General features: G+C 67.5%; 29 protein-coding genes and 4 tRNA genes. 9 read left to right on the forward strand and 24 right to left on the reverse strand.

Going from position 1 to position 22,538, the window contains the following annotated elements:
• Window positions 1-2 precede the first annotated feature (2 nt).
• The 4 genes from QSK35_RS13445 to rplJ all read right to left on the reverse strand — a co-directional run bounded on the left by QSK35_RS13445 (window position 3) and on the right by rplJ (window position 3,498).
• The gene (locus tag QSK35_RS13445; RefSeq protein WP_285745793.1) at window positions 3-785 is read right to left on the reverse strand and encodes an MlaE family ABC transporter permease; all 783 of its coding nucleotides are present in this window, start codon (window positions 783-785) and stop codon (window positions 3-5) included.
• Window positions 782-1,831: an ABC transporter ATP-binding protein gene (locus tag QSK35_RS13450; protein ID WP_285745795.1), complete on the reverse strand. Its 1,050-nt coding sequence runs from the start codon at window positions 1,829-1,831 to the stop codon at window positions 782-784. Before QSK35_RS13450 ends, QSK35_RS13445 begins: the two co-directional genes overlap by 4 nt.
• 682 nt (window positions 1,832-2,513) lie before the next feature.
• Complete coding sequence (gene rplL, locus QSK35_RS13455; RefSeq protein WP_285745797.1) at window positions 2,514-2,903, reverse strand: 50S ribosomal protein L7/L12; 390 nt, start codon at window positions 2,901-2,903, stop codon at window positions 2,514-2,516.
• A gap of 52 nt (window positions 2,904-2,955) precedes the next feature.
• The gene (gene rplJ, locus QSK35_RS13460; RefSeq protein ID WP_285745798.1) at window positions 2,956-3,498 is read right to left on the reverse strand and encodes a 50S ribosomal protein L10; all 543 of its coding nucleotides are present in this window, start codon (window positions 3,496-3,498) and stop codon (window positions 2,956-2,958) included.
• A 240-nt stretch (window positions 3,499-3,738) separates the two neighbouring features.
• Between rplJ and QSK35_RS13465 the strand changes: the two genes are divergently transcribed.
• A complete protein-coding gene (locus tag QSK35_RS13465) occupies window positions 3,739-4,449 on the forward strand; it encodes a hypothetical protein (RefSeq protein WP_285745800.1) in 711 nt (236 codons plus the stop codon).
• Window positions 4,450-4,614: 165 nt separating this feature from the next.
• On the opposite strand, the gene rplA is transcribed toward QSK35_RS13465, so the two are convergent.
• The 5 genes from rplA to QSK35_RS13490 all read right to left on the reverse strand — a co-directional run bounded on the left by rplA (window position 4,615) and on the right by QSK35_RS13490 (window position 7,243).
• On the reverse strand, window positions 4,615-5,325 hold the full coding sequence (gene rplA / locus QSK35_RS13470; RefSeq protein WP_285745802.1) for a 50S ribosomal protein L1: 711 nt from the start codon (window positions 5,323-5,325) through the stop codon (window positions 4,615-4,617).
• Between the two features lie 75 nt (window positions 5,326-5,400).
• Complete coding sequence (rplK, locus tag QSK35_RS13475; protein ID WP_285745804.1) at window positions 5,401-5,835, reverse strand: 50S ribosomal protein L11; 435 nt, start codon at window positions 5,833-5,835, stop codon at window positions 5,401-5,403.
• Between the two features lie 82 nt (window positions 5,836-5,917).
• A complete protein-coding gene (gene nusG, locus QSK35_RS13480) occupies window positions 5,918-6,694 on the reverse strand; it encodes a transcription termination/antitermination protein NusG (RefSeq protein ID WP_285745806.1) in 777 nt (258 codons plus the stop codon).
• Between the two features lie 42 nt (window positions 6,695-6,736).
• Window positions 6,737-7,138 (reverse strand): preprotein translocase subunit SecE, encoded by a 402-nt coding sequence (secE, locus tag QSK35_RS13485; RefSeq protein WP_285745808.1) that lies wholly within the window; start codon window positions 7,136-7,138, stop codon window positions 6,737-6,739.
• 32 nt (window positions 7,139-7,170) lie between these two features.
• Window positions 7,171-7,243: transfer RNA gene (locus tag QSK35_RS13490), tRNA-Trp, on the reverse strand.
• Window positions 7,244-7,528: 285 nt separating this feature from the next.
• On the opposite strand from QSK35_RS13490, the gene QSK35_RS13495 reads away from it, so the two are divergent.
• On the forward strand, window positions 7,529-8,149 hold the full coding sequence (locus QSK35_RS13495; RefSeq protein ID WP_285745810.1) for an MmpS family transport accessory protein: 621 nt from the start codon (window positions 7,529-7,531) through the stop codon (window positions 8,147-8,149).
• Here QSK35_RS13495 and QSK35_RS13500 read toward each other — a convergent pair.
• From QSK35_RS13500 to QSK35_RS13530, 7 genes are all read right to left on the reverse strand, one after another.
• Window positions 8,146-8,556, reverse strand: a complete 411-nt coding sequence (locus tag QSK35_RS13500) for a MaoC family dehydratase (protein ID WP_285745812.1) — start codon at window positions 8,554-8,556, stop codon at window positions 8,146-8,148. The two genes, QSK35_RS13495 and QSK35_RS13500, sit on opposite strands and share 4 nt — an antisense overlap.
• Window positions 8,553-9,002, reverse strand: coding sequence for a MaoC family dehydratase N-terminal domain-containing protein (locus QSK35_RS13505; protein ID WP_285745814.1), 450 nt, complete (start codon window positions 9,000-9,002; stop codon window positions 8,553-8,555). The genes QSK35_RS13500 and QSK35_RS13505 overlap by 4 nt, the downstream gene beginning before the upstream one ends.
• Window positions 9,003-9,072: 70 nt before the next feature.
• Complete coding sequence (gene rpmG / locus QSK35_RS13510; protein WP_015105301.1) at window positions 9,073-9,237, reverse strand: 50S ribosomal protein L33; 165 nt, start codon at window positions 9,235-9,237, stop codon at window positions 9,073-9,075.
• 76 nt (window positions 9,238-9,313) lie between these two features.
• A tRNA-Met gene (locus QSK35_RS13515) sits at window positions 9,314-9,386 on the reverse strand.
• 44 nt (window positions 9,387-9,430) lie between these two features.
• Window positions 9,431-9,506: transfer RNA gene (locus QSK35_RS13520), tRNA-Thr, on the reverse strand.
• 73 nt (window positions 9,507-9,579) lie between these two features.
• On the reverse strand, window positions 9,580-12,189 hold the full coding sequence (locus QSK35_RS13525; RefSeq protein ID WP_285745816.1) for an EAL domain-containing protein: 2,610 nt from the start codon (window positions 12,187-12,189) through the stop codon (window positions 9,580-9,582).
• 158 nt (window positions 12,190-12,347) lie between these two features.
• On the reverse strand, window positions 12,348-13,109 hold the full coding sequence (locus QSK35_RS13530; protein WP_285745818.1) for a PhzF family phenazine biosynthesis protein: 762 nt from the start codon (window positions 13,107-13,109) through the stop codon (window positions 12,348-12,350).
• Window positions 13,110-13,149: 40 nt separating this feature from the next.
• On the opposite strand from QSK35_RS13530, the gene QSK35_RS13535 reads away from it, so the two are divergent.
• Window positions 13,150-13,941, forward strand: a complete 792-nt coding sequence (locus tag QSK35_RS13535) for a GNAT family N-acetyltransferase (protein WP_285745820.1) — start codon at window positions 13,150-13,152, stop codon at window positions 13,939-13,941.
• Window positions 13,942-14,102: 161 nt separating this feature from the next.
• Entirely contained in the window at window positions 14,103-14,312 is a 210-nt protein-coding gene (locus QSK35_RS13540; RefSeq protein WP_285745822.1) for a hypothetical protein, read from the forward strand.
• A 137-nt stretch (window positions 14,313-14,449) separates the two neighbouring features.
• Here the strand turns inward: QSK35_RS13540 and QSK35_RS13545 are convergent, their stop codons facing one another.
• Window positions 14,450-14,905, reverse strand: coding sequence for a carboxymuconolactone decarboxylase family protein (locus QSK35_RS13545; RefSeq protein ID WP_285745823.1), 456 nt, complete (start codon window positions 14,903-14,905; stop codon window positions 14,450-14,452).
• Window positions 14,906-14,977: 72 nt separating this feature from the next.
• Here QSK35_RS13545 and QSK35_RS13550 point away from each other — a divergent pair, with 72 nt between their 5' ends.
• Window positions 14,978-15,817: a sigma-70 family RNA polymerase sigma factor gene (locus QSK35_RS13550; protein WP_285745824.1), complete on the forward strand. Its 840-nt coding sequence runs from the start codon at window positions 14,978-14,980 to the stop codon at window positions 15,815-15,817.
• 13 nt (window positions 15,818-15,830) lie between these two features.
• On the forward strand, window positions 15,831-16,463 hold the full coding sequence (locus tag QSK35_RS13555) for a maleylpyruvate isomerase family mycothiol-dependent enzyme (protein WP_285745826.1): 633 nt from the start codon (window positions 15,831-15,833) through the stop codon (window positions 16,461-16,463).
• Here the strand turns inward: QSK35_RS13555 and QSK35_RS13560 are convergent.
• Window positions 16,456-17,133, reverse strand: coding sequence for a protein phosphatase 2C domain-containing protein (locus QSK35_RS13560; RefSeq protein WP_285745827.1), 678 nt, complete (start codon window positions 17,131-17,133; stop codon window positions 16,456-16,458). The genes QSK35_RS13555 and QSK35_RS13560 overlap by 8 nt on opposite strands.
• A 95-nt stretch (window positions 17,134-17,228) precedes the next feature.
• Window positions 17,229-17,309 (reverse strand) — tRNA-Tyr (locus tag QSK35_RS13565).
• A 121-nt stretch (window positions 17,310-17,430) separates the two neighbouring features.
• Here QSK35_RS13565 and QSK35_RS13570 point away from each other — a divergent pair.
• Window positions 17,431-17,922, forward strand: coding sequence for a YajQ family cyclic di-GMP-binding protein (locus tag QSK35_RS13570; RefSeq protein ID WP_285745829.1), 492 nt, complete (start codon window positions 17,431-17,433; stop codon window positions 17,920-17,922).
• On the forward strand, window positions 17,922-18,794 hold the full coding sequence (gene rfbA / locus QSK35_RS13575; RefSeq protein WP_285745830.1) for a glucose-1-phosphate thymidylyltransferase RfbA: 873 nt from the start codon (window positions 17,922-17,924) through the stop codon (window positions 18,792-18,794). Before QSK35_RS13570 ends, rfbA begins: the two co-directional genes overlap by 1 nt.
• Here the strand turns inward: rfbA and htpX are convergent.
• From htpX to QSK35_RS13595, 4 genes are read right to left on the reverse strand one after another with little or no spacing between them, the layout of a single operon-like run.
• Window positions 18,766-19,641 carry a zinc metalloprotease HtpX gene (gene htpX, locus QSK35_RS13580; RefSeq protein ID WP_285745832.1) on the reverse strand — a complete coding sequence of 292 codons (876 nt, stop codon included), beginning with the start codon at window positions 19,639-19,641 and terminating at the stop codon, window positions 18,766-18,768. The two genes, rfbA and htpX, sit on opposite strands and share 29 nt — an antisense overlap.
• An 18-nt stretch (window positions 19,642-19,659) precedes the next feature.
• Complete coding sequence (locus tag QSK35_RS13585; protein WP_285745834.1) at window positions 19,660-20,109, reverse strand: 4Fe-4S binding protein; 450 nt, start codon at window positions 20,107-20,109, stop codon at window positions 19,660-19,662.
• Entirely contained in the window at window positions 20,109-20,627 is a 519-nt protein-coding gene (locus tag QSK35_RS13590) for an NADH-quinone oxidoreductase subunit C (protein ID WP_285745836.1), read from the reverse strand. The genes QSK35_RS13585 and QSK35_RS13590 overlap by 1 nt, the downstream gene beginning before the upstream one ends.
• The gene (locus QSK35_RS13595) at window positions 20,624-21,034 is read right to left on the reverse strand and encodes an NADH-quinone oxidoreductase subunit B (RefSeq protein ID WP_285745838.1); all 411 of its coding nucleotides are present in this window, start codon (window positions 21,032-21,034) and stop codon (window positions 20,624-20,626) included. The genes QSK35_RS13590 and QSK35_RS13595 overlap by 4 nt, the downstream gene beginning before the upstream one ends.
• A gap of 227 nt (window positions 21,035-21,261) precedes the next feature.
• On the opposite strand from QSK35_RS13595, the gene QSK35_RS13600 reads away from it, so the two are divergent.
• Window positions 21,262-22,299, forward strand: coding sequence for a LysR family transcriptional regulator (locus tag QSK35_RS13600; protein WP_285745840.1), 1,038 nt, complete (start codon window positions 21,262-21,264; stop codon window positions 22,297-22,299).
• On the opposite strand, the gene QSK35_RS13605 is transcribed toward QSK35_RS13600, so the two are convergent.
• Window positions 22,296-22,433 (reverse strand): hypothetical protein, encoded by a 138-nt coding sequence (locus QSK35_RS13605; protein ID WP_285745842.1) that lies wholly within the window; start codon window positions 22,431-22,433, stop codon window positions 22,296-22,298. The two genes, QSK35_RS13600 and QSK35_RS13605, sit on opposite strands and share 4 nt — an antisense overlap.
• Window positions 22,434-22,538 lie beyond the last annotated feature (105 nt).

Here is a 22,538-nt window from a genome sequence, read left to right on the forward strand (position 1 = left end):
CGTCAGCTCCCCTTCGCGGGCACGACCTGCAGATAGATCGTGGTGAGGACGAAGTTGACGAAGAACAAGAGCAGGAATGTGATGACCACGGCCTGGTTGACCGCGTCACCCACACCCTTGGGCCCACCAGCGGGGTTGAGGCCGCGATACGCGGCAACAATGCCCGCGATGAACCCGAAGATCAACGCCTTGATCTCGGAGATCCACAAATCCGGCAACTGCGCGAGCGCACTGAAGCTGGCCAGATAGGCACCCGGCGTACCGTCCTGCATGATCACGTTGAAGAAGTAACCACCGAGCACACCAACAACGCTGACCATGCCGTTGAGCAACACCGACACCAGCATCGCGGCGAGCACGCGAGGAACGACGAGGCGCTGAATCGGCGAGACGCCGAGCACCTCCATGGCGTCGATCTCCTCACGAATCTTGCGACTACCAAGATCCGCACAGATGGCACTACCACCGGCACCCGCGATGAGCAGCGCCGTCACAATCGGACTGGCCTGCTGAATGATCGCCAGCACGCTGGCCGCACCGGTGAACGACTGCGCACCGATCTGCCGAGTCAAAGACCCCAGCTGCAACGCGATAACCGCGCCGAACGGGATACTGACCAGCGCCGTCGGCAGCACCGTCACGCTGACGATGAACCAGCTCTGCTGTATGAACTCCCGCAGCTGGAACGGCTTCTTGAAGCTGGCCTTGGTGACGTCGATGCCGAGCTGGCACAGCCTGCCGGTCTCTTTGAGAGCCGCGGCGCCGGGAAAAGTCTGAGTCGTCACAGAACACCACCATGACGAGGCCACGGGCTGGGCGCACCAGCGTGCACGCGGTAGTGCTCCTGCTCCTCAGGCGTAAGGCTGGCAATGATCCCTTGCTGAGCCTCATGCGGCAGCGTGTGCAGAATCGACATGACCCGGTCCTTGCGCCGCCGCACCGCATCGCGCTTCGGCAACCCCGGCGTCGGCTCGAGCTGCGGCACCACACCCCGCACATCCTCGTCCAGCGACCCGTCGGAGTGCCCAGCGTCAGCGTGCGCCTGCTCGGCGGCCATCGTGGCCTGGTCCTTCTCCTCGGACATGCCGATCGGCCCGAGCCGACGCCCGTTGAGGAACTGCTCCACCACGGGCTCGTCACTGGTGAGCAGCACTTCCCGAGGCCCGAACATGACGAGCTCGCGCCGGAACAACATGCCGAGGTTGTCCGGCACGGTCCGGGCAATATTGATGTTGTGCGTGACGATGAGAATCGTCGCGTCGATCTGCGCGTTGAGGTCGATCAGCAACTGACTCAAATACGCCGTGCGCACCGGGTCGAGCCCGGAGTCCGGCTCGTCGCACAGAATGATCTCGGGGTCGAGCACCAGCGCCCGCGCCAGTCCCGCACGCTTGCGCATACCGCCGGAGATCTCACCGGGGAGCTTCTTCTCCGCACCGACGAGACCGACCATCTCCATCTTCTCGAGGACGATGCGCCGAACCTCGGCCTCGGTCTTCTTGGTGTGCTCCCGCAACGGGAACGCAATGTTGTCGTACAGGTTCATCGACCCGAACAGCGCGCCATCCTGGAACAGGACGCCGAACATCTTCCGGATCTCGTAGAGCTTGTGCTCCGAGCACCGAACGAGGTCGACCCCGTTGATGACGATCTTACCCTTCTCGGGTTTGAGCAACCCCACCAGGGATTTCAGGAACACGGACTTACCCGTTCCCGACGGCCCCAGCATCACGCTGACCTCACCGGGCGGGAGTGTCAGGGTCACGTCACCCCAGATGGTCTGCTTGCCGAAGGACTTGGTCAGACCCTCGACGACCACCTCGACGCCCATCCGCACCTCCGCAAAACACCAGGACGCCGGGCGGCCGGCGTCATATAGGTGCAACGAGCATGACCCGAGTGGGTTACTCACCAGTTGGCCTAACGAGGTATCGGTCCCATAACGTAACTGGTTCGTAAAGCATCAAACAGGGCTACCCGCTGCGCGACGGGGACGGTACATCACCACCCAATAGGTTGAACGCCCCCTAACCCCCAAGAGCGCGCCAGCGCACAAAACCACCAGGTGGTGGGCCCCTCCCGTCGCATCGCAGGCGAAGCCCTGCCGCAACTGAGCCCCGAGGTCAAGCACGCTTTTCGCTTGACCTCGGGGCTCAGTTGTGGCTGCCTCTGGTGCGATGCGACGGGAGGGGCACACCACCCAAGGCGACCCACTACGAAACGCAACCCAGGGCTGGGCCCCTCTTTGAGCTGAGCCGGGGGCTCTTAGGGGGCGGAGCCCCCAAGGCGCCGAAGGCGCGCTACAAAGCCGCCGCGTCGCACTAGCAACCCATCACGAAAGCCGCCGCGTCAACACAAACAGGCAGCCGACCACGCACGGAACCGGCAGCCAAAGAAGGCACGCACGCAACCGACAGGCAAAGAAGGCACGCACGGAACCGGCAGCCAACAACGAAAACGGCCGCGCACCCCACCGGGATGCGCGGCCGTAAATCAGCCCATACGGGCCAAGATCACTTGAGCGAGATCTTGGCGCCAGCGGCCTCGAGCTTCTCCTTGGCGGCGTCGGCGACGTCCTTCGCCACGTTCTCCAGGAGCGGCTTCGGAGCGGACTCGACCAGCTCCTTGGCCTCCTTCAGACCCAGACCCGAGACGACCTCACGGACGACCTTGATGACCTGGATCTTCTTGTCGCCGGCGCCCTCGAGGACGACGGTGAACTCGTCCTTCTCCTCCTCGGCGGGGGCAGCAGCGCCACCGGGGCCGGCCACAGCGGCAACGGCGACCGGAGCGGCGGCGGTGACCTCGAAGGTCTCCTCGAACTGCTTCACGAAGTCGGACAGCTCCAGGAGGGTCATCTCCTTGAAAGCGTCGAGCAGCTCTTCGGTGCTGAGCTTCGCCATGATGGCGTTCCTTTCTCATATCCCGCGCGAGAGCGGGGTTGTCTTCGGGTGATCAGCTCTCGTCGGCGGGAGCGTCGGCCGAGCCGGCCTTCTTCTCCTGCAGGGCAGCAGCCAGGCGAGCAACCTGAGAAGCCGGGGCGTTGAACAGGGCCGCGGCCTTGGACAGGTTGCCCTTCATCGCGCCCGCCAGCTTGGCGAGCAGCACCTCACGGCTGTCGAGGTCCGCGATCGCGGTGACCTCGTCGACCGAGAGGGGACGGCCATCCATGTAGCCGCCCTTGATGATCAGGGCCTTGTTGTCCTTCGCGAAGTCGCGCAGCGCCTTGGCGGCGTCGACCGGCTCGCCATCGACGAACGCGATGGCGGTCGGGCCGGCGAGCAGGGCCTCGAGGCCCTGGATGCCGGCGTCCTCTGCGGCACGCTTGACCAGCGTGTTCTTCGCGACGGTGTACGTGGTGCCCGCGCCGAGAGCGCGACGCAGCGTGGTGAGCTGCGCCATGGAGAGGCCACGGTACTCGGTGACAACAGCTGCCGAGCTGCCGCGGAACTTGTCCGCGAGCTCAGCGACCGCCGTAACCTTGCTGGGCTTCGCCATGATCGCCTCCTCTCTGGGCTGGGTGACCGCCGGCGAGAAGGTCCCGAAACAACAGAAACGCCCACGCGCAGAAACAGCACGGGGCGTCACATAGGAACTGCCTCGTCCTCCCTGCGCGGGCCGCCCGTGTTGCAACGGGGCCTTCGTTCTCCTGACGGAGATGACCAGCGGTCTTCGGTAGAACCGCTGTACACAGTACCGGTCGTGTACTGCGAAGCCCAAATCGGCATGATGTGACGTGTGACTGACGAGCCCGGCAAGGACCTGACGCCGCGGGTCCCGCCTCCGCCGCCGATCGACCCCGAGCAGCTTCGGCAGTTCGAGGAGTTCCAGCGCTTCCAGGAGTTCCAGCGGTACCAGCAGGCGACGGGTGGTGGAACGCCTCCACCACCCCCTCAGCAGATCCCGCAGAAGCCGAAGCCGCTGTGGCAGATCCTGTTGGGCAGCAAGCTGTTCCGCCGCCTCATCTACCTCGCGGTCGTCGGGATCTTCGCCCTCTGGGCGTACAACCACTACTTCGTCAGCGAGGACCCCGGCGGCGGCATCGCGCACGACAGCGGCGGTGTCACCGGTGGCGCGCAGGGCCTGCCCTCACCGGTCGGTCTGCAGGGGACGGTCGGGCGGATGTACGCGTACGTCGCCGACGGCGACCCGAAGTTCGGGTGCGGGCTCTTCGTCACGGACCAGGTGAAGACGAAGTTCGCGCAGGCGTTCGGCGAGAAGGACTGCCCGGCCACGATCGCGGCACTGAAGAGCAAGATCACCGATCCGACCGCGTACCAGGTCGTCGGGTTCCCGCCGAGCATGATGACGCCGCCGGCGAGCGGCAAGGTCACCATCGACTCGTGCGAGCTGGACGTTCGTGGCGGGCCGCGGCTCGGCACGTTCGTCGTCGAGAAGATCAACCAGGGCTGGGTGATCGTGGACTACACGCCGAGCGCCTGCGGATAGAACACGCGAAAACGCCCGCCGTCGGGGGTCCGGGGGCGGAGCCCGCCGGGCGGGGTCTGGGGGTTGCACCCCCAGAAAACACGGCGGGGCGAGCTGGTTCGCGCTTTCCGCGAACACAGCTCGCCCCGAGCAACGCCTGCGGGCGTTTTCGTTGCTACGACGGAATCAGGCCTCGTCGGAGAGCAGGTTCCGGGTGCGGTTCGGGTCGACCGGGATGCCAGGCCCCATGGTGGTGGAGACGGTGACCTTCTTCACGTACCGGCCCTTGGCGGCGGACGGCTTGGCCCGGAGGACCTCGTCCAGCGCCGCGGCGTAGTTCTCGACGAGCTTCTCCGGCTCGAACGACACCTTGCCGATGACCAGGTGCAGGTTGGCCTGCTTGTCGACGCGGAAGTTGATCTTACCGCCCTTGATGTCGTTGACCGCCTTCGCGACCTCGGGGGTCACGGTGCCGGTCTTCGGGTTCGGCATCAGGCCACGCGGGCCGAGGATGCGGGCGATACGACCGACCTTCGCCATCTGGTCGGGGGTCGCGATGGCGGCGTCGAAGTCGAGCCAGCCACCCTGGATGCGTTCGATCAGGTCCTCGGAGCCAACGGCGTCCGCACCGGCGGCCTCGGCCTCGGCGGCCTTGTCACCGGTCGCGAAGACGATCACGCGGGCGGTCTTGCCCGTACCGTGCGGCAGGTTCACGGTGCCGCGGACCATCTGGTCGGCCTTGCGGGGGTCGACGCCGAGGCGGATCGCGACCTCGACGGTCGCGTCCAGCTTGACCTTGGAGGTCTCCTTGGCGAGCTTGGCGGCCTCCAGCGGCGAGTACAGCCGCTCCCGGTCCACCAGCTCGGCGGCCTGCTTGTAGGCCTTGCTGCGCTTCATAACTCTGTCCTAACTAAAAGTGGATCAGTTCGTGGTTCGTGAGCCAGCGCTGGCTCTCCCACGCTTTCTCGAATGTCAGCCTTCGACGGTGATGCCCATGGAACGGGCGGTACCGGCGATGATCTTGGCGGCCTGCTCGACGTCGTTCGCGTTGAGGTCGACCATCTTCGTCTGGGCGATCTGGCGCACCTGGTCCATGGTCACCTTCGCGACCTTGGTGCGGTGCGGCTCGCCCGAGCCCTTCTCCACACCAGCGGCGGCAAGCAGCAGCTTGGCGGCCGGCGGGGTCTTGAGCTTGAAGTCGAACGACCGGTCCTCGTACACGGAGATCTCGACCGGCACGACCGTGCCACGCTGCGACTCGGTCGCGGCGTTGTAGGCCTTGCAGAACTCCATGATGTTGACGCCGTGCTGACCAAGCGCAGGACCAACGGGCGGAGCGGGGTTCGCCGCACCGGCCTTGATCTGCAGCTTGATGATCGCTGACAGCTTCTTCTTCTTGGGAGGCATCTCAATACTTCCTGTTATTGCAGTGTCCGCGCGCGGCCCTGCCAGCCGCAGCGTGGCCGATCGATCTCCGCAGGGAGATCGCTCAGATCTTGGAGACCTGGCTGAACGACAGCTCGACCGGCGTCTCCCGGCCGAAGATCGACACCAGGACCTTCAGCTTCTGGCCGTCCGCGTTGACCTCGGAGATCGTCGCGGGCAGCGTGGCGAACGGGCCGTCCATGACGGTGACCGACTCGCCGACCTCGAAGTCGACCTCGATGGTCGGCTTCGGTGCGGCAGTGGTGGCCTTCTTGCCCTCGGCCGGCTTCTGCTCCGTCTGCGGGAGCAGGAACTTCAGCACCTCGTCGATGGTCAACGGGGAGGGCTTGGAGGTCGCACCGACGAAGCCGGTGACACCGGGCGTGTTGCGCACCGCGCTCCACGAGGCGTCCGTCAGCTCCATCCGGACCAGGATGTAGCCGGGCAGCACCTTGCGCTGCACCTGCTTGCGCTGGCCGTTCTTGATCTCGGTGACTTCCTCGGTCGGCACCTCGACCTGGAAGATGAAGTCCTCCATGTCGAGCGTGTGGATACGCGTCTCGAGGTTCGTCTTGACCTTGTTCTCGTAACCGGCGTACGAGTGCACGACATACCAGTCGCCGGGGGCGTGGCGCAGGGCCTGACGCATCTCCTCGGCGGGGTCCGCGATCTCGGCGTCGATCGGGGTCTCGTCGACCGGAGCCTCGTCCTCAGACGTCTCGTCGACCGCGAGGCTGTCCGTGTCCTCCGACTCAACCGGCTCGGCCGCGTCGGCGTTGTCGAACGCCTCGTCGGTCAGGTCGGTCAGCTCCTGGGCGTCAACGCCGTTCTCGGAGGTCACTGTGGAATCTCGCTTCCTTATTGCAGCGGCAGCCTGTCCGGCTCAGCCGAACAGCTTGAAAACGGCCGCGCCGAAGCCGACGTCGAGTCCCCACACCAACGCCACCATGAAGATGACGAACACCAGGACGACGCCGGTGTACGTCACCAGCTGCTTGCGCGTCGGCCAGATGACCTTGCGCAGCTCGCCGACGACCTCACGGAGGAACCGGAAGAAGCGGGCGATGAATCCCGGACGCTTCTCCTGGTTGTCCCGAGCCTTGGTCGGGCGGCCCTTCTTGGCGCCGTCCTCCGACTCGTCGTCGGACTTGGCGCTCTTCGACGCAGCGTCCTTGCGAGCGGCAGGACGGGAGGAGGCACGACGCTCACGTCGCGCCGCAGCGGTAACCGGCCGGGACGCGCCCTCGCGCTCCTCCGGCTGGTCCTGCTCGCGGCCCTCGCTCATGCCGTCCTCCGCTCAACAATTGCGCTTCGACGCAGGGGCGACAGGACTTGAACCTGCAACCTGCGGTTTTGGAGACCGCTGCTCTGCCAGTTGAGCTACACCCCTTTGGGATCTCGCGATCCCCCTGGCTATGGACGAACTTCACTACCCCCACGTGGCCCGTGAGGCAGGTTCACGTCGTCCTGAGACCGGAAGTCTACGGCATGCTCACCCGCACACTCCAATCAGGCCCGTCGAACCGTCTTTCGATCACTTCGGCGAGCCCACCACAGCTTGCCACATCCGCCGGCGAGGTCTCGTTCGGGTTACTTCAGTCAGCTCCGTCAACAGATGACCGTTCCTCGGGCCAGACGGCTTCCAAGCCCAGAACGCCCAGGTCGAGGAGATGACATGACCTACCAGCAGCCGCAGTACGCGCCGATCCACCCGCCGCAGCAGCAGCCACAACCGCCGCAGAACGGGATGGGTGTGGCCGCCCTCGTCCTCGGGCTGCTGGGCCTGCTGTTCAGCTTCATCCCGCTGGTCGGCGTGGTGGCCTGGCCGATGGTGATCCTCGGCCTGGTGTTCGGCATCGTCGGACTCGGCAAGGCCAACAAGGGCCGGGCCACGAACAAGGGGCTGGCGATCGCGGGCATCGCCCTGTCGCTGTGCGGTCTGCTCGTGTGCATCGCGTGGACGGTCTTCTTCGGCGCGGTAGCCAGCAACGTCCAGGAGGAGGCCGCGCGCGAGGCCACCGTCGTGTACGAGCTCTCCGGTGACGCCAGGGACGTCACCGTGACGTACACCACGTTCGGCGACGACACCGTGGCCCCGCCGGCTCAGGAGGCCGTCGCGGCCCTGCCGTGGCAGAAGGACTTCAAGGTCAAGGGCCTGTTGAAGGGCGGCTCGGTGACCGCGACGACCGGCGCCGAGGGCGGCACCCTGACGTGCAAGGTCACCGTCGACGGCGTGGTCAAGAAGACCGAGACCGCGTCCGGCCGGTTCGCGATGGTCAGCTGCACCGGCTTCTAGGACACGCGCACGCGGGCGAAGGCCCCCGTGAGCACGGACTTCCCTTCGAACGTGGCGTTGATGTTGACCTTGACGGTCCCGTCCTCGAAGTCCTTCGTGACCTTCGCGGTCACCTCGACGAGCGCCCCCTCGTCGTCGTTCGGCACGACGACGGGGCGGCCGAAGCGGGTGCCGTACTCGACGATGCGGCCGGGGTCGCCGGTCCACTCGGCGACAACGCGAGAGGCGACCGCCATGGTCAGCATCCCGTGCGCGATGACGTCCGGGAGGCCGACGGCCTTGGCGGTCTGCTCGTTCCAGTGGATCGGGTTGAAGTCGAGCGACGCGCCCGCGTAGCGCACCAGGTCCGCGCGGGTGAGGCGCACGGACAGCGGGGGCAGTTCGTCGCCCACGTTCGGCACGTTCACGCGTCTTCTCCCCTGACGACGAGCATGGAGCGGGCGGTGGTGACGGGCTCGCCGTCCTCGGTGCCGATCTCGGCGCGCACGGTGATCATGTCGTTGCCCATGCGCTGGGTGATCGAGTCGATGTGCGCGACGCTGACCAGGCGGTCGCCCGCGGTGACCGGGCGGTGGTGCACGAAGTTCTGGTCGCCGTGCACGACCCGGCTGTAGTCCAGCCCCAGCGCCGGGTCGAACATGATCGTCTCGTTGGCCTTCATCGCCACCACGATCGCGAACGTCGGGGGCGCGATGACGTCCCGGTAGCCCAGGGCCTTCGCGGCCTCCGGGTCGCGGTGCGCGGGACTGGTGGCGCCGGTCGCGTCGGCGAACTCGCGGATCTTCTCGCGGCTCACCTCGTAGACGTCGGACGGCGGGTACGTGCGTCCGATGAAGCTGGGATCCAGTGGCACCGCAGCAGATTACGCGAAGAGGCCGCCCCGGAACCGGGGCGGCCTCAACGTTGCAGCTGTGACTACGCGCTCAGCGGGTTTCCTTGTGCGCGCGGTGCGTCTTGCAGTTCGGGCAGAACTTCTTGATCTCCAGGCGGTCCGGGTCGTTGCGCCGGTTCTTCCTGGTGATGTAGTTCCGGTGCTTGCACTCCTCGCACGCGAGGGTGATCTTCGGGCGTACGTCGGTTGCAGCCACGGTCCTTGCCTTCCTGAGAGCGCGTTTGCCCCGATGTCCCAGTCCGGGCTTACCGTCTGGCGGGGATCTTGCCGAGTAGCGGTGGCCGGACTTGAACCGGCGACACAGCGATTATGAGCCGCTTGCTCTACCAACTGAGCTACACCGCTATACACAACACGACCGCGATGCTACTAGCACCGCGGTCAGGTCGTGGAGCCCCTTTACGGAATCGAACCGTAGACCTTCTCCTTACCATGGAGACGCTCTGCCGACTGAGCTAAAGGGGCTTGCTCTGTGTTTCTTGCGGAGCGAGGAGAACTTTACACAACCTCGCCCGGTAGACGAAATCCGGGGGTCCCGTCAGTGGACCAGGGTGAGGACCGTCTCATCGCGAGCTCCCCTGACCTGCACGGTTCGCGCCCGCAGCCAAGCCTCGAACCGGTCCTCGGACAGCGGCCGCGAGATCAGGTACCCCTGCGCGATGTCACACCCCATACCCACCAGCTGATCGCGCGCGGCGTCGTCCTCGACACCTTCGGCGACCACGGTCAGGCCCAGCGAGTGGCCGAGCTCGACGATCGACCGCACGACGGCCATGTCGCCGAGATCCGTGCCCATGCCGAGCACGAACGACTTGTCGATCTTCACCTCGTCCACCGGCAGCTGGCGCAGGTAGGCGAGTGAGGAGTAGCCGGTGCCGAAGTCGTCGACGGCCAGCACGACGCCGATCGCGTGCAGGCGCCGCAGCACCGGCAGGGCGCGTTCGGGGTCGGCCATCACGCCGGACTCGGTGAGCTCGAACGTGAGCAGGCCGGACGGCACGTCGTGGCGGGCCAGGGCGTCGGCGACGCGGTTCGGGAAGTCCTCGTCGGCCAGCGTGCGCACGGACAGGTTGACCGCGATGGACATCCGCAGGCCGCGGTCGAGCCAGCGGCGCACCCGTTCCAAAGCGCGATCCATCACGAAGTCCGTCAGCACGTCCACGAGACCGGTGGCCTCGACGGCCGGCACGAACTCGTCCGGGTCGACGCGGCCGAACTCGGGGTGCTTCCAGCGCACCAACGCCTCCGCGCCCACGACCTGACGCGAGGGCAGCGCGACCTTGGGCTGGTAGTGCACGGAGACCTGGCCGGTCTCCAGCGCCTGCCGGAACTGCGTCACCAGCTGGAAGCGGCGCAGGAAGATCTGGCCCATGCTCGGCGCGTACGCGCGCACCGGGTCGTTCTCGCTGGTCGCCCGCACCGCGACGTCGGCGCGTTGCAGCAACGCGTCCGGGTCCGGATCCTCGACCTCGCAGTCCACTTTGGACGCATAGCCGACGACGGCGTGCGCCTCGACGGTGAGCCGGTCGACCGGGTACGGCACGGACAGGCCGGCGCGCAGCCGTTCGGCCATCTCCTGGGCCTGCGCGGCGCGGTTGTCGTCGAGGAACGCGGCGAACGCGCCGCCCTCGAGGCGGGCCAGCGGGACGTCCGGGCCGAGCGCGTCGCGCAGCCGGCGTCCGGCGGCGACGACCATGCGGTTGCCCCAGACCTGGCCGAGGGCGTCGGACACGGTCGACAGGACGTCGAGGTCGATCCGGATGACCACGGCCTTCTCGGACAGGCGCAGCGGCTCGGCGCACGCCTCCCGGAAGCCGGGGCGGTTGAGCAGGCCGGTCAGCGGGTCGTGGTAGGCGTCGTGCCGCAACCGGGCGAGCAGGCGGCGGTTGTCGACCGCGGTGGCCAGGTGCGACGCCAGGGTGCGCAGCAGCTGGATGTCGGCCTTGCCGAACCCGCGCCACCGGCTGAGCCGGTCGTGCGCCTCGACCGCGCCGAGCAGCTGGGTCGCGCCGCGCAACGGGACGACCAGCGCCTCCTGCGCGTCGCGGCGCATGAGCGCCTCGCTGACGTCCTCGGTGGCGTCAGCGATGCGGTAGTAGCGCACGTGCGTTCCGGGCAGCTGCAGGATCGGGTCCTCGCGCACCACGCGCGGGTCGACGTTGCGCATGTCCGCGGGCAGCGGTTCGCCCGCGACCAGCGTGATCATCGCCTCCTGCGGGTCGGTGCGCAGGCGCAGCACGACCCGGTTGGCGTTGAGCTGCTCGCGGATGCGTTCCGCGATGAGCTGCCACTCGTCTTCCTCGGCGCCCGCGCCGGCGTCGTCGTCGGACTGCCGTGGCGCGGCGCTGTGCTGCCCGGAACGGGCGACGCGGAGGCTGACCTCGCTCAGTGCCTCGAGGTCGCGCTGCTCGCGCAGCAGCGCCGAGTAGGCGAGGTACGTCGCGATGATTCCGGCGAACACCAGCAGGATCAGGACCCCGCCCCACTCGGTGTTCTTGGCGATCTGGTGGCCGACGAGACCGGCCGAGGTGTTGAGCAGCGCGACGACCAGCGTCTGCAGCACGAGGCGGACGCTGTTGCCGACCCGCATCGACTTGCCCATCAGGCGCAGCGCGCACAGGCCGAGCACGCTGGCCAGCAGCGGGACGGTGATCGTGCCGACGAACGCGCCCGCCCAGAGCGGTCCGCCGTGGGCGAGCGAGAAGCGCTTGACCGACTCGGCCACCGCGAAGGCGACCGAGATCTCCATGAACATCAGGCCGGCGTTGTAGACGGCCCGGTCGAGGATGCGTCTGCCGAGGAGTGTTCCCACGCCCGCGACCACGTGCGCCGCGAGCACGACCTCGAACGGCGCGATCAGCAGGCCGAGCACGAGCGGGATCTCGGTGAAGGAGATCGTCCACGCGACGCCGCTGCGGACGTCGACGTTGATGGCGAGCTGCTCGGCGAGCAGGAAACCGATCACGAGGAGTGGCCCCACCCAGAACAGCGACTGGTCGTCGCGATCGGGGAGCCAGGCGGCGACCATGCCGGCACAGGTGACGCCCGCGATCAACAAAGTGACCGCGAACGCGCTGAACGCGCGGTTGGTCGACTTGGCCGACCTGGCGGCCGAGTCCGACACGGGGGTCGACGCTCGGTCGGTCATCCAGCCTCCTCGTCGGCCTGGGTCTCAGGCGTGACTGAGGGGTCCCGAACAGTGACCAGGACCCCTCCAGGGGCACCAATGTACCCCGCTCGGGGGACAAAATGGCAGGTCGAAGAGTCAGATACCACTTGCCGTGACGTCGATTCACCCACTCGTGGCTACACGCTGAGCTGACCGCGCAACACGGTGACGGCCGTACCGGCGAGCCGCACACGATCATCTTCGAGCGTCATGCGGACGTGCCCGCCGCGGGCGGACGCTTGCTCGGCCAGCAGGTCAGCGGTTCCGAGCCGAGGGGCCCAATAGGACGCGAGCGTGCAGTGCGCCGAGCCCGTGACCGGGTCCTCGGGCATGCCGGAGTTCGGGTAGAAGCATCGGCTGATGACGTCCTCAGCCCCATCATGTCTTGCGGTGACGATTACTCCACGTGACGAAATCTGTTCCAGAGCTTGGAAGTCGGGCCGCAGCGCGCGGACCTCGTTGGCGTCGGCGACCTCCACCAGGTAGTCGCTCACGCCCTTCGCCACGGCCTTGATCGTCATGCCGGGCAAGGCTTTCGCAAGAACTGGCAGCTCGTCGACAGGTTCGGGCGGATCGGCCGGGAAGTCCATCTCGATGTAGTCGCCGCTCTGGCGCGTCGTGAGAATTCCACTACGCGTGGTGAACCGGCGGTCGCCGCCGAGGACGTGCGCGGTGGCGAGCGTGGCGTGCCCGCACAGGTCGACCTCGATGGTCGGCGTGAACCAGCGCAGCGGGTGCGGGTCCACGCTCGGGTCGACGAAGGCGGTCTCGGTGTGCCTCATCTCGGCGGCGATGTCCTGCATCCACGCGGCGTCGCGCGGTTCGGTGAGCAGGACGACGCCCGCGGGGTTCCCCCGGAACGGTCGATCGGTGAACGCGTCCACGACGTAGATCTCCACGACCCCATTTTTGTCAGGGGTCCGGTGTAGGCATAGCCACATGGACGACGTGTTCGGCTATACCGAATCAGACCCGGCGTCGCTCGCGCCGACGTGGAACGCGCGCAAGATCCACTTCCTGCGCTGGCGGGCGGGCTGGAACCTCAGCACGCTGCTCGTCGAGTTCGAGCGGCGGCTGACGGGCGTCGACGACCCGGACACGGCGGCCGTCGTCACCATCCCGAGCGCCGAGACGGCGTCCGTGCCCGCACTCGTCCGGCACCACTTCGCGCCACTCGTCGTGATCGCGCAACGGCCGGCCGGGCGCAACGGGCCCACGGGTGCGCCGGACGTGCGGATCCGGCCGGTCACACACGCCGACCTCGACGTAGCGGTCGAGCTGAACATGGAGACGGTCCGGTTCGACACGCAGTTCGGCGTCGTGACCGAACGCGAGAACTCGGCCGAGCTGCTGCGGGCCGAGATCGCCCAGCGGCTCGACCGCTCCTATGAGTGCGTGTGGTTCGCCGAACTCGATGACATCCCGGTCGGCCTCATCTACGTCGACCACCCGCCGCACTCCGACTGGATGTCGCCGTACCTGGCGCCGCAGCCAATGGCCTACCTCGCACAGGCGGGCGTGCGCGGCGGCCTGCGCAGCCGCGGCGTGGGCAGCGCGCTCGTCCGCCACGCGCACCGGTCGCTCGACGCGGCGGGCATCGCGTCGACGTTGCTGCACCACGCGCTGCCGAACCCGCACTCGACGCCGTTCTGGTACTCGCAGGGCTACCGACCGGTCTGGACCACGTGGGTTCGCAGGCCGGCTTTGCGTTCCTCCGGCGTGGCGCCATGACCCGATCGGCCTACCGGTCCATGCTGATGGCATTCGCAGGAGTGAAGAACTCAAAAGCCCACGTACTTGTGGAACGAATCCGGCCTCTTTTTCGACAAAGGGGTTAGGAAGCGGACACCACCTGGGGGGTCGAGATGGAACTCAGCGGAAGAGCAAGGGCGATGCTGCGAGCTGTCGCGGCAGGGCGAGCCGAGGTCACCGGCGGTCTGGAGCCCGATCTGTACGTCGACGGTCTGCCGTGCTGCGACCAGATGGCGACGCACGACCTGGTCCACGCCGGACTGGTCCGTCCCATCCAGCCGACGCGGTTCGGGCAGCGGGTCGGCGCCGTGCTGACCGAGGACGGGCGCGCCGCACTGGCCGCCAGCTGATCTTCGCGGCGACACGCCGCGATCGGGGCACACCCAGATGATCGAACAAGCGTTCGACATGGGTTATGCTGTGCAACGCCGACGGACACGAGCAGTGGAGAGGAAGCCACTGCTCGTGTCCGTCGGCGTATTTCTGACTACCAGGCTGCCCCTGCGACCTGCTTCGTCGCGGCGTTCAGCCGGTTCCACACGTTGATCGCCGAGATCGAGATCAGCAGCGCGCCGAGCTCCTTCTCGCCGAAGTGCTTCGACGCCTCCTGCCACAGCTCGTCGGACACGGGCTCGGCCTGGTCCGCGAGCCTGGTCACGGCCTCGGTCAGCGCGAGCGCGGCCCGTTCGGCGTCGGTGAAGTAAGGGGCGTCGCGCCACGCGGCCACGGTGAACACCTTCTCCATGGAGTCACCGCCGTTCTGCAGCGCGCCGGCGTGCATGCCGACACACACGCTGCAGCCGTTGATCTGGCTGGCCCGCAGGTGCACCAACTCCAGCAACTCTTTGGGCAGGCCCGCGTCGTCGGCCGACTTCGACAGCGCCTGCAGGGCCTTCATCGCTCCCGGAACCACAAACGCGGGGTGTCCCATCCGTGCTTCCATGATCTCCTCCGGTCACATCGCTCTGGCTTCGTGGGTCAGTGCTATGACCCAGCAGGCGAGAGGGATGTGACCGTGACCGAGAAGAATTTTCTGGCGGACCAGTTCGAGGCCCACCGAGGCCACCTCAAGGCCGTGGCGTACCGCATGCTCGGCTCGCTGACCGAGGCCGACGACGCCGTGCAGGAGGCGTGGCTGCGGCTGTCGCGGTCGGACAGCGACGAGATCGACAACCTGGGCGGCTGGCTCACCACGGTCGTCGCGCGAGTCTCGCTGAACATGCTGCGCTCACGCGCCAGGTTCGAACCGCTGGAGCGCGTCCCTGACCCGATCGTGACGCGCGACCCGTCGCAGGAGGCCGAGCTGGCGGACTCGATCGGCCTGGCGCTGCTGGTCGTGCTGGACACCCTCGCCCCGGCCGAGCGCCTGGCGTTCGTGCTGCACGACATGTTCGCCGTGCCGTTCGACGAGATCGGCCCCATGGTCGGCCGCACCCCGACCGCCGCGCGCCAGCTGGCCAGCCGCGCCCGCCGCCGCGTGCAGGGCACCGCGGTCCCGGACCCCGACCTGTCGCGTCAACGCGAAGTGCTGGACGCCTTCATGGCGGCGTCGCGCAACGGGGATTTCGACGCCCTGGTCGCAGTCCTGCACCCGGACGTCGTCCTGCGCGCCGACACGGGCACCGTCGCCGAGACCCGCGGCGCCGAGAACGTCGCGCGCGGCGCGCTCACGTACGGCCGCTGGGCCGCCATGGCGAGGCCGGTACTGGTCAACGGCTCGATGGGCCTGCTAACGGTGGTCGAAGACAAGCCGATGGCAGTGATGGGTCTCACGATCGTGGACGGCCGGATCGTCGCGATGAACATCCTCGCCGACCCCACCCGCCTGGCCCAGTTGGACCTGACGTTCCTCTGAACCGGGAGGGCCCATGGACCGCGACGAGGTCTGGCAGGAGATCAACGCACACCGCGAACGCGTGGTGGCAATGCTCGAGGCCCTGTCGCAAGACGAGTGGACCCAGCCGTCCCTGTGCGACGGCTGGACCGTCCGCGACGTCGCGGGCCACCTGGCGTGGCAGAACACCGCCCGCCCGCTCGCGCTGCTCCCGGCGATGATCCGGGCGCGGGGAAACATGGACCGCCTGATCCGCGACGAGTCCGTGCGCTGGGCGAGGCGGCCGATCCCGCAGCTGATCACGGACGTCCGAGCCCTCATCGGCACCCGCAAGAAGCCGCCGGTGGTCACCCACCTCGAGCAGCTGATCGACATCCTGGTGCACAGCCAGGACATCGCGGTGCCACTGGACCGTCAGCTCCCACTATCCGCCGAAGCGGCCGCGACCGCCGCTTCGCGGGTGATGGCGCTCGGCGTCCCGTGGTACGCGGCGAAGAAGTACGCCGGCCTCCGCTTCGCCGCGACCGACACCTCATGGACCTACGGGGACGGGCCGACCGTCGAGGGCCCGATCGACGCGATCCTGCTGGTGCTGACCGGACGCCCGGTGGCACTGCCCCGGTTGTCCGGTGCGGGCGTCGCGGACCTGACGGCCCGCGTCAGCTGAGCTTTCGCTCGAAAAACACCACGGTCGCGTCGTCGAAGACTTTGTCGCGCGGCCAGTCGACAGCTTTGGCGTCTTCCTTCTCCACCTGTCGCATTCGGCGAATCAGGTCGTCCGGCCCACTCGACGCCATCAGGTCGAGCGCCTTCGGCCAATCAAAGAGACCGAACATGTCAACCGCGCGTGCGGCCCCATCGGTGAGGATCGCGAGGCGCCGCACGTCCTGCAGCGCCAGTTCCCCGACGAGCGCGTCGTCGACGGCGTCCGGGTTCGCCGCCGCAGCGCCGGTGCCACTGACCACGAGCAGGTCCTGCTTCGTGTCCACGACGACGGTGGCGTCGCCCAGCACGAGATAACGCAGACGATCGTCCTGGATCTGCACCAGCGCCACCGCGGCGCCGGGCGTGCCGGGATGACCGAGGTCGCACGTGCCGGCGTGCAGTTCGGCCGTGTGCCGCAAGGCTTCCTTGAGCGCGGGCCCCGGCTCGAGGTGCACGAACCTCATGATGGCCGCGGACAGCTGGTCCGCGAACCACGGGACGCCGTGCATGCACCCGGAGCCGGCCTTCTCCGTCACGCCGTCGAGCACGACGAGCAGGTTCGGGCCGAGCAGGACCCGATCGTCGCTCGGCTTGGTCGAAGTGCCGGCCTCGGTCGCCATCTGCGTTCGCATAGATCTCAGCCCTCGCCTTGAACGGGGTCCTGATAACACTCAAGGGCCCTCCCGTCCACGCGTTCTGTGAACAAGAGGGCCCTCAAGGACTTCGATGGCAGGTGAAGGATTCGAACCTTCGTAGCTTTCGCGACGGATTTACAGTCCGCTCCCATTGGCCGCTCGGGCAACCTGCCGCACACCGGATCAACCGGTGCGGGGAGAAGAATACATAACCCCTCTGGAGGCCAACAAACCGGTATCCCCCCGGTAGGCTCCGAACCGTTCAACAAGCCCCTGACGTGGAGGTGTGCGGTCGTGGCGGACCCGTCGTTCGACGTGGTGAGCAAGGTGGACCGGCAGGAGGTCGACAACGCGCTCAACCAGGCGAGCAAGGAGCTGGGCACGCGGTTCGACTTCCGCGGCACGAACACCACGGTGGCCTGGTCTGGCGAAGAGGCGATCAGCTTCACGTCCGAGACCGAGGAGCGCTGCAAGGCCGCGATCGACGTCTTCCAGGAGAAGCTGGTCAAGCGCGGCATCTCGATGAAGGCGTTCGAGATCGGCGAGCCCGCGGTGTCCGGGAAGGTGTTCAAGGTCACGGGAAGTCTCGTGCAGGGCATCTCGAGCGAGAAGGCGAAGCAGATCGCCAAGAAGATCCGCGACGAGGGCCCGAAGGGCGTTCAGGCGCAGATCCAGGGTGACCAGCTCCGGGTGACGGGCAAGAAGAAGGACCATCTGCAGGAGGTCATCTCCCTGCTGAAGGGGTCCGACTTCGGCATCGCCCTCCAGTTCACGAACTACCGCTGATGAAGGGCATCGTCCTCGCGGGTGGCAGCGGGACGCGGCTGCACCCGATCACGCAGGCGGTGTCCAAGCAGCTGCTGCCGGTCTACGACAAGCCGATGATCTACTACCCGATCTCCGTGCTGATGCTGGCCGGGGTCAGGGAGATCCTGGTCATCTCGACTCCGGCGGATCTGCCGAACTTCCGGCGCTTACTCGGCAACGGCGAGCAGTTCGGGTTGCGCTTCGAGTACGCCGAGCAGCCGCAGCCGAACGGGCTGGCCGAGGCGTTCGTCATCGGCAAGGACTTCATCGGTGACGATGATGTCGCGCTTGTGTTGGGCGACAACATCTTCTACGGCTCCGGCTTCTCGAAGACGTTGCAGCAGAAGGTGTCCGAACTGGACGGTTGCGTGCTGTTCGGGTACCCGGTGAAGGATCCGGAGCGGTACGGCGTCGGCGAGATCGACGCGGACGGCCGGCTGCTGTCCATTGAGGAGAAGCCGGCGAAGCCCAAGTCGAACAAGGCGATCACCGGGCTTTACTTCTACGACAACCAGGTCGTGGACATCGCGGCGAACCTCAAGCCGTCCAAGCGGGGCGAGCTGGAGATCACCGACGTCAACCTGACATATCTCCGACAGGGGCGGGCCGAGCTGGTCGAGCTGACGCGCGGGTTCGCGTGGCTGGACACCGGGACGCACGACTCGTTGCTGGAGGCCGGTCAGTTCGTGCAGGTGCTGGAGCACCGGCAGGGCGTGCGCATCGCGTGTCTGGAGGAGATCGCGCTGCGGATGGGGTTCATCACGGCGGACGAGTGCTACGCGCTGGGTGCGAAGCTCGCGAAGTCCGGTTACGGCGAGTACGTCATGGCCGTGGCCAAGGGCCAGATCTAGCCAGTTCCTCCAGTCTTCGAATCCGTTCGGCCATGGGCGGGTGGGTCGAGAACCACTTCGCGAACTGCTCGCCCGGCCGGAACGGGTTGGCGATCATCAGGTGGGACTGCGAGACCACCTCGGGTTCCGGCGCGAGCGGCGCCGCCTGTGTGCCGTACTCCAGCTTGCGCAGCGCGGACGCCAGGGCCAGCGGGTCGCCGGTCAGTTCGGCGCCGCCCGCGTCCGCCTGGAACTCGCGGGAGCGGCTCACGGCGAGCTGCACGACGGTCGCCGCGACCGGGCCGAGCAGTGCGATGAGCAGGACGCCCAGGAAGCCGGGGCCGTCGTCGTCATCACCACCGAAGATGCCGGCGAAGATGGCCAGGTTGGCCAGCATCGTCACGACGCTCGCCATCGCGCCCGCGACGCACGAGATGAGGATGTCGCGGTTGTAGACGTGGGACAGCTCGTGGCCGAGCACGGCCCGCAGCTCGCGCTCGTCGAGCAGCTCGAGGATTCCCGTCGTGCAGCACACGGCGGCGTTGCGCGGGTTCCGGCCCGTGGCGAACGCGTTGGGCGCCTGGGTGGGGCTCAGGTACAGCCGCGGCATGGGCTGACGAGCCTTCATGGACAGCTCGCGCACGATGCGGTGGAGCGCCGGTTGCTCCACTTCCGAGACCGGCCACGCGCGCATCGCGCGCAGGGCGATCCGATCCGAGTTGAAGTAGGCGTACGCGTTCACGCCAAGCGCCACCAACAGGCCGATGACCAGTGCGGTTCGCCCGAAGAGCGAGCTGATCGCCAGGATCAGCGCGCTCATGACGCCGAGCAGCAACGCCGTCTTCAACCCGTTGTAGTGCTTGTGCACGGTTTGCCTCCGGGTCTTCTACGTCCGTCCTCTCAACGATCCGGGCCTGCGGCCGGTTCCGGTCACCGTCTCCGGCGCGGGCTCCGCGGCCGGGTCCAGCGGCGGTGGTGGGGGCACCTGGCCGACCCACGTGGCCAGCACGTCCCGCTCGTGCACGAGCTCCGCGACGGCGCCGTCACCGTCGATCGATCCGGTGCCCGGATAGCCGAACTCGGGTGCCCAGTGCAGAGCGTCGAACGGGCACACCTCGACGCAGATTCCGCAGTACAGGCAGGACCCGTAGTCGATGGCGAACCGGTCGAGCACGTTGTGGCTGCGCGGGCGCGCCGAGCCGGGTTGCTGCTCGACCTCGGTGTGCGAGGTGATGTGGATGCACCAGTCCGGGCACTCGCGCGCGCAGATCATGCAGACCGTGCAGTTGGCTTCGAGCAGCGCGATCACGCCACGGGTGCGCGGTGGGAGCTCCATCACTTCTCTTCCTCACGACGCGGTCCCCACGAGGGATCCGGGACTCCGGGCGGGGCGGTGCGGCGGCGGCTGGGGGCCGAGGTGTTGTCCTCGCCCGGTTCGAGCCGGCCCGGCCACGGCTTCACGACGCGCGAGGCCAGCACGAAGTCCTTGCGCAGCGGGTGGCCGTGGAAGCTCTCGGGCAACAGCAGGTGCTCGGCCGGCTCGGCCAGCCGGATGCCGAACATCTCGGCGGCCTCACGCTCGTGCCACGCCGCGCCGGCCCACAGGCCCGCGACGCTCGGCAGCACCTCGTCGGCCGCGATCTCACCGCGCAGCATCCGGCGTTCCCGCGTGTCGGGGTTGATGACGTGCAGGAACACGAAGTGCCGCTGACCTGCGGAACCCGGCCGGCCCGCGTCCTCGACGCCGAGCCAGTCGAACATCACGAAGCCTTCGGCGTGCACCTGCGCCGCCGCGGCGAGCCAGTCGCCGTCGACGTGGTGGACGGTCTGCCCGAAGGCGGTCTTGGGGGTCACGCGTGCACCAGCTTGTGCAGGGCCTTGAGGCCTTCGAGCAGCGCCTCGGGGCGGGGCGGGCAGCCGGGCACGGCGACGTGCACGGGCAGCAGCTGGTCGATGCCCTTGGTGACGCTGTACGAGTCCCAGTACGGGCCGCCGGTGTTGCTGCAGGCGCCCACGGAGATCACGTAGCGCGGTTCGGACATGGCCTCGTAACTCGCGAGCACGGCGGGCAACATGGCGTCCGTGACGGTGCCGGAGACGATCAACACGTGGGCCTCCCCCGCGCCTTCGACCGGAACGACACCGAGATCGGGGAGGCGGTCGAGCGCGGCCATCACTTCGACGCCACAACAGGCGAGTCCGAGCTCGAGCACGGTGACCTGGTAGGTGGTGCCCCAATCCAGGCGAACAGAAGCCGTCACAACCTTCGAGGGTAATACTTGGGGGCCCGCCCAGCTTGCGCCTGGGCGGACCCCCACCCCCCATCTTGATTCCCCCCGGAATCGGCCCCACGCATCAGAGCCGGGAGTAGTTTCATACAACCCCAGCGAAGAGTCCAGGAGTTCAGAAACAAGTTCTGCAGATAATTTCGCAGCGAAATGTGGTCAAGTTCAGTACAACTAATCGGTAGAACACTTGAGAGGTGTGCATGTCCGGCTCGGCCCAGCTGCTCCTCCCCGCGGGGAACCCGCTCAGCAGGCTGCTGCACTCGCCGACCGCGTTGCTGGACACCACGATGGACCAGCTCAGGACACTGCTGGCGGTGTACGAGACCAAGTCGGCGCTGCGGGCGGCACGGGCGCTGGGGCGGGAACAGTCGAGCGTGCAGAAGCAGCTGGACACGTTGAACCGGAACTTCAAGGACCTGTGCGGAGAACCGCTGGTCGTGAAGCAGGGCCGCGGAAAAGACGTGCTCTTCACCGCGACCGGTGAGTCGCTCGTCGAATTGGCGCGCGCGACGCTCGGCGACTGGCTCGACGGAATTCACGAGTGCCGCCGCAAGCTCGGCAACACGCTCACCGTGGGCACCACGCGGTTCATGCTGGACACGCTCGCGCGGGCGTGGCGGCACGTCGAGGACGACTTCCGCGCGCGCGACGTCGACCTGAAGGTCGTGCACATCCGCACCAAGGACATCTGGGCCAAGCTGGAGACGCGCGAGGTCGACATCGTGTGCGGCAGCGTCGTCACGCCGGCGGGCAAGTCGTGGGACCCGGACGAGTTCGACGTGATCGAGTGGCGCCGCGGCGGCCTGGCGCTGCTCACCAACCTGCCGGACGGCGTCATCGGCCAGCGCGTGCGCACGCGACAGCTGCCCGCGCTCCCGCTGGTGGTGCCGGGGGCGGGGCTGATCGCCGAGTTCCTGCGCGGCTGGTTCGGCCAGGACTACCGCAACACGCTGAACATCGCCGCAGAGATCGACGAGATCCAGTACGGCATGTCGCTGCTGCGGTCGAACCTCGTGCAGGGCTGCATGATCGTGACGTCCGGACTCGGCGTGGTGGCGTCGAACGGCGAACTGCGGGAGGGCGACGGTCTGCGGGTCGTCGACCTGGTCGACGACGCCAAGCCGGCGCTGGAACGGTTGGTCGGGGTGTTCACCCGCTCCGATGAGCGGGCGAAGCACCCCTCAGACCACCCGTTGAACCTCCTCTGGGCCGCGTTCGAGTCGGAGGCCCCTCGTTAGGCCTTCGTGGGTGTGGGCTTCGCAGTGTCGCGCTCTACGCGGCGTTGCTGTGCTTTGGCCATCTTGGCCAGCCAGTTCGTCGCCTCCGAGCGGATCTTCGCCAGCTCGTCGTCGCGTGCCTGCTGCTCGTTCATCGGCCACTCCCTGCGTGTCGGGATGCCTCGATGGGAGCACTACCCGGTCTCCGCTCGCTAGGCCCACCAGTCTTGTGGGTGAACCTGCTTGACCGCGCCGGACAT

The sequence above is a fragment of the Lentzea sp. NBRC 105346 genome (assembly GCF_030269605.1).
In the GTDB taxonomy this organism is placed as follows: Bacteria; Actinomycetota; Actinomycetes; order Mycobacteriales; family Pseudonocardiaceae; genus Lentzea.

Coding starts and splice junctions, on each gene's coding strand:
- QSK35_RS13525 (WP_285745816.1), bottom strand. CDS start 12,189: ATGACCGACCGAGCGTCGACCCCCGTGTCGGACTCGGCCGCCAGGTCG.
- QSK35_RS13450 (WP_285745795.1), bottom strand. CDS start 1,831: ATGGGCGTCGAGGTGGTCGTCGAGGGTCTGACCAAGTCCTTCGGCAAG.
- QSK35_RS13585 (WP_285745834.1), bottom strand. CDS start 20,109: ATGGAGCTCCCACCGCGCACCCGTGGCGTGATCGCGCTGCTCGAAGCC.
- rplJ (WP_285745798.1), bottom strand. CDS start 3,498: ATGGCGAAGCCCAGCAAGGTTACGGCGGTCGCTGAGCTCGCGGACAAG.
- rplL (WP_285745797.1), bottom strand. CDS start 2,903: ATGGCGAAGCTCAGCACCGAAGAGCTGCTCGACGCTTTCAAGGAGATG.
- QSK35_RS13535 (WP_285745820.1), top strand. CDS start 13,150: ATGGACGACGTGTTCGGCTATACCGAATCAGACCCGGCGTCGCTCGCG.
- QSK35_RS13600 (WP_285745840.1), top strand. CDS start 21,262: ATGTCCGGCTCGGCCCAGCTGCTCCTCCCCGCGGGGAACCCGCTCAGC.
- QSK35_RS13605 (WP_285745842.1), bottom strand. CDS start 22,433: ATGAACGAGCAGCAGGCACGCGACGACGAGCTGGCGAAGATCCGCTCG.
- secE (WP_285745808.1), bottom strand. CDS start 7,138: ATGAGCGAGGGCCGCGAGCAGGACCAGCCGGAGGAGCGCGAGGGCGCG.
- QSK35_RS13545 (WP_285745823.1), bottom strand. CDS start 14,905: ATGGAAGCACGGATGGGACACCCCGCGTTTGTGGTTCCGGGAGCGATG.
- rfbA (WP_285745830.1), top strand. CDS start 17,922: ATGAAGGGCATCGTCCTCGCGGGTGGCAGCGGGACGCGGCTGCACCCG.
- QSK35_RS13495 (WP_285745810.1), top strand. CDS start 7,529: ATGACCTACCAGCAGCCGCAGTACGCGCCGATCCACCCGCCGCAGCAG.
- rplA (WP_285745802.1), bottom strand. CDS start 5,325: ATGAAGCGCAGCAAGGCCTACAAGCAGGCCGCCGAGCTGGTGGACCGG.
- QSK35_RS13555 (WP_285745826.1), top strand. CDS start 15,831: ATGGACCGCGACGAGGTCTGGCAGGAGATCAACGCACACCGCGAACGC.
- QSK35_RS13540 (WP_285745822.1), top strand. CDS start 14,103: ATGCTGCGAGCTGTCGCGGCAGGGCGAGCCGAGGTCACCGGCGGTCTG.
- QSK35_RS13560 (WP_285745827.1), bottom strand. CDS start 17,133: ATGCGAACGCAGATGGCGACCGAGGCCGGCACTTCGACCAAGCCGAGC.
- rplK (WP_285745804.1), bottom strand. CDS start 5,835: ATGCCTCCCAAGAAGAAGAAGCTGTCAGCGATCATCAAGCTGCAGATC.